The sequence below is a fragment of the bacterium genome, from assembly GCA_040753555.1.
In the GTDB taxonomy this organism is placed as follows: Bacteria; UBA9089; UBA9088; order UBA9088; family UBA9088; genus JBFLYE01.
The window spans coordinates 1-3,383 of record JBFMDZ010000217.1; the positions used below are offsets into that span (position 1 = coordinate 1).

The 3,383-nt window shown below is 35.5% G+C and carries 3 protein-coding genes; all 3 read left to right on the forward strand.

Features of this window, described 5'->3' with window-relative positions; all coding sequences use genetic code 11:
• The first annotated feature begins 624 nt into the window (after nt 1-624).
• From AB1630_11520 to obgE, 3 genes are read left to right on the forward strand one after another with little or no spacing between them, the layout of a single operon-like run.
• A complete protein-coding gene (locus AB1630_11520) occupies nt 625-1,701 on the forward strand; it encodes a type IV pilus twitching motility protein PilT (GenBank protein ID MEW6104422.1) in 1,077 nt (358 codons plus the stop codon).
• 31 nt (nt 1,702-1,732) lie between these two features.
• Nucleotides 1,733-1,984 carry a 50S ribosomal protein L27 gene (gene rpmA / locus AB1630_11525; GenBank protein ID MEW6104423.1) on the forward strand — a complete coding sequence of 84 codons (252 nt, stop codon included), beginning with the start codon at nt 1,733-1,735 and terminating at the stop codon, nt 1,982-1,984.
• Nucleotides 1,965-2,942, forward strand: a complete 978-nt coding sequence (gene obgE, locus AB1630_11530) for a GTPase ObgE (protein ID MEW6104424.1) — start codon at nt 1,965-1,967, stop codon at nt 2,940-2,942. Before rpmA ends, obgE begins: the two co-directional genes overlap by 20 nt.
• Nucleotides 2,943-3,383 lie beyond the last annotated feature (441 nt).

Sequence of the window (3,383 nt, forward strand, 5' to 3'; positions counted from 1 at the left end):
GCCAAAGATGACTTTCCAGAGCCAGAAAGCCCGGTGATTACTGTGAGCTTATTCCTTGGGATTTCTACATCAATATTCTTAAGGTTATGTTCCCTAGCACCTTTAATGATAATGTTTTCTTTCATAACTTTAACGCAAAGAAAAAAGACTTTCTTTTATAAAATAATAAGGCAAGAATAAAAAAACATCATCTATTATTATCTGTTGTTAGAAATAGAAAATCAATTGGAAAGCTAAAGTTTAATGGAACTAGTGCTTCATGACTTTTGATGTTAAGGAAAATGAGATTTTTGCCGATATATTTATATATTTATTGTACGTGTTTAGCTAATGCTTAATGTATCCTAAAGTTAGGAAAGAAGATATGGAAAATTCTAAATACATAAGCACGGTATGTGTTTAGCTTTAATGGGACAAATGAAATCCGAAATTCGAAATCTTAAAACAAATTCAAATGACTAAAATTGAAAATTCAAAACAAAAAATTTAACATAATTTTGCTTCGCTTTGCTCGCAAGATACTTCGTATTCCGTAGTAATTATTTTTAACATTTTGATATTGTAACTACAATCAAGTAAAATTTCTTGACAAATTCTTAAAATCTTGATACATTATAAAATAGAATGGCACAAATAGATGGATTATTAAAAGAGCTCCTTGAAAGAAAGGGTTCTGACCTTCATATAAAGGCAGAAGAGCCTCCAATATTTCGGGTAAATGGAAGGCTGACAAAACCCAATACCCAAAAGCTTACAGCTGATAATACAAAAAATATCCTATACGAGATATTGAATGACGAGAGAAAAAGGATATTTGAGGAGACAATGGAGCTTGATATTGCTTATACGCCAGAGGGTTTTGAGACAAGGTTCAGGATGAACCTTTTTTGGCAGAAGGGTTGTGTAGGTGCTGCTATCAGGGCTATTCCATTAAATATTCCAACCATTGAAGAACTTGATCTTCCTCTAACATTAAAGGATATAGCTGTTAAACACAGGGGAATGTTTTTGGTTACAGGTCCAACAGGCTCTGGAAAATCAACAACATTGGCTGCTATGGTAAATTATATAAACTCAAAAAGAAGGGGGAATATTATTACAATTGAAGATCCAATAGAATTTGTTTATAAGGATAACCTTGCAAGTATAAGCCAAAGGGAGCTTGGTGTAGATACAAAGAGCTTTGCTGATGCCTTAAGGTCTGTTATAAGGGAGGATCCCGATATTATCCTTGTTGGTGAGCTAAGGGACATTGAAACAATATCTGCTGCTGTAACAGCGGCAGAGATGGGGCATCTTGTTTTGACAACCCTCCATACAACAGATGCTGTTTCAACCATAAATAGAATAATAGATGTATATCCACCCGATCAGCAAGCACAGGTAAGGGCACAGCTTGCAATGACCATTCAGGGTGTCCTTTCACAGACCCTTCTTATTAAGGCAGATGGAAAGGGAAGGGTTGTTGCTACAGAGCTTATGGTAGCAAATACAGGCGTAAGAAGCCTTATAAGGACAGGCAAATCAGACCAGATATATTCTATTATACAAGCAGGTGCAAAATTTGGAATGCAGACCCTTGACCAGAGCCTTTTAAATCTGACAAGAAGGGGTGTTGTTTCTTATTCTGAGGCAATACAAAAGACATCAAATCCAACAGATTTTGAACAAAGGGCATCAAGGATGGGAATAGCATTATGAGTTTTTAGTTTTATAGTTAAGGAGGTAAAGAATGGCACATAAAAAGGGACAAGGAAGCTCAAGGAATGGAAGGGATTCAGCTGGAAAGAGGCTTGGAATAAAGAAATTCTCAAACCAAAAGGTAAGTGGCGGAACAATCCTCGTAAGACAGAGGGGAACAAAGGTAATTGCTGGAAAGAATGTTGGAAGGGGCAAAGATGATACCCTCTTTGCAAAGGTAAGTGGCATCCTCTCTTTCAAAGAGAAGAACGGAAAAAAGATGGTTGAAGTCGCAATTCCTTGACGAGATAAAAATAGTAGTTGAGGCAGGCTCTGGCGGGAATGGATGTGTAAGCACAAGAAGGGAAAAATATGTTCCCTTTGGTGGTCCAGATGGCGGCGACGGAGGAAAGGGTGGAGATGTAATCCTCCTGACAAGCCCACATTATAACACCCTCCTTCATCTTTCAAAGAAAAGGCATTACAAGGGAACAAGGGGTGGACATGGAAAGGGAAAAAAGAAGCATGGAAAGGACGGTAAACCCTGCATAATCCCAATTCCAATAGGAACACAGGTATTTATTGAGAAAGAGAAAATCTGTGATCTTATAAAAGAAAAAGAAGAATTTGTAGTAGCAAAGGGAGGAAGGGGTGGAAAGGGAAATGCAAGCCTAAAAAGGATAGATTTTGGCCTTTGTGGAGAAAAGGGTGAGATAAAGGAGATAATTCTAAAGCTTATCCTTTTGGCAGATGTTGGAATTATAGGCTTTCCAAACTCAGGAAAATCAACCCTTATTTCTCGTATATCATCCTCTCATCCAAAGATTGCACCATATCCATTTACAACCATTGTTCCAAACCTTGGTGTAGTATATGGTGAAGAATTTTTCTCCTTTACTGTTGCTGATATTCCAGGGATTATAAAGGATGCCCATAAGGGAAAGGGATTAGGGAATAGGTTTTTAAGACACCTTGAGAGAACAAGGATTCTTATTCACCTATTGGATGGATGTGATTCTTCCCTACAAAGATTTTCCGAATTGAATAATGAAATTGCCCTTTATGATGAAAGCATTTTAAAAAAGCCCCAGATTGTTGTCTTAAATAAGATAGACACCAAAGAGGCACAAGAAAATTTTATAAAAATAAAAGAAATAATTCCCAATATTATTCCAATATCAGCAAAAACAGGAGAAAATATTAGCTGCTTGATTATAGAAACAACAAAAAAATTAGCCCAACTTGAGCAAATTAAAATGTAACATATTGATAATAAAAGGGTTGCAAAATGTTTTCGCAACTCACGAACCCCTATTTTTGAATATTGTCCTCTTTCTTTCTCTTTTTCTGCAAGGATTTCTTTAGATAGATTACCCATAAATTCTTACTCCTGTTTCTTCCACAAGCTCATTAAATAATGATTTCTTAGACTTATCTACAAGATCAACAGGTTTTGATACCTAAGTTTTGCACGAAAATGAATCTATTGTCTTTCTATCACACTATTAGTTTTTTATAAGCCACAGATTTACACGGATTTACTATAGAATAATAATCCTCTTTATTAAGGTAACACTTTAGCCAACTGAGTGTTTTTTGACAACAAAATAATTGTATGTGTTTAGCTTTAATGGAACAAATGAAATCCGAAATTCGAAATCTTAAAACAAATTCAAATGACTAAAATTGAAAATTCAAAACAA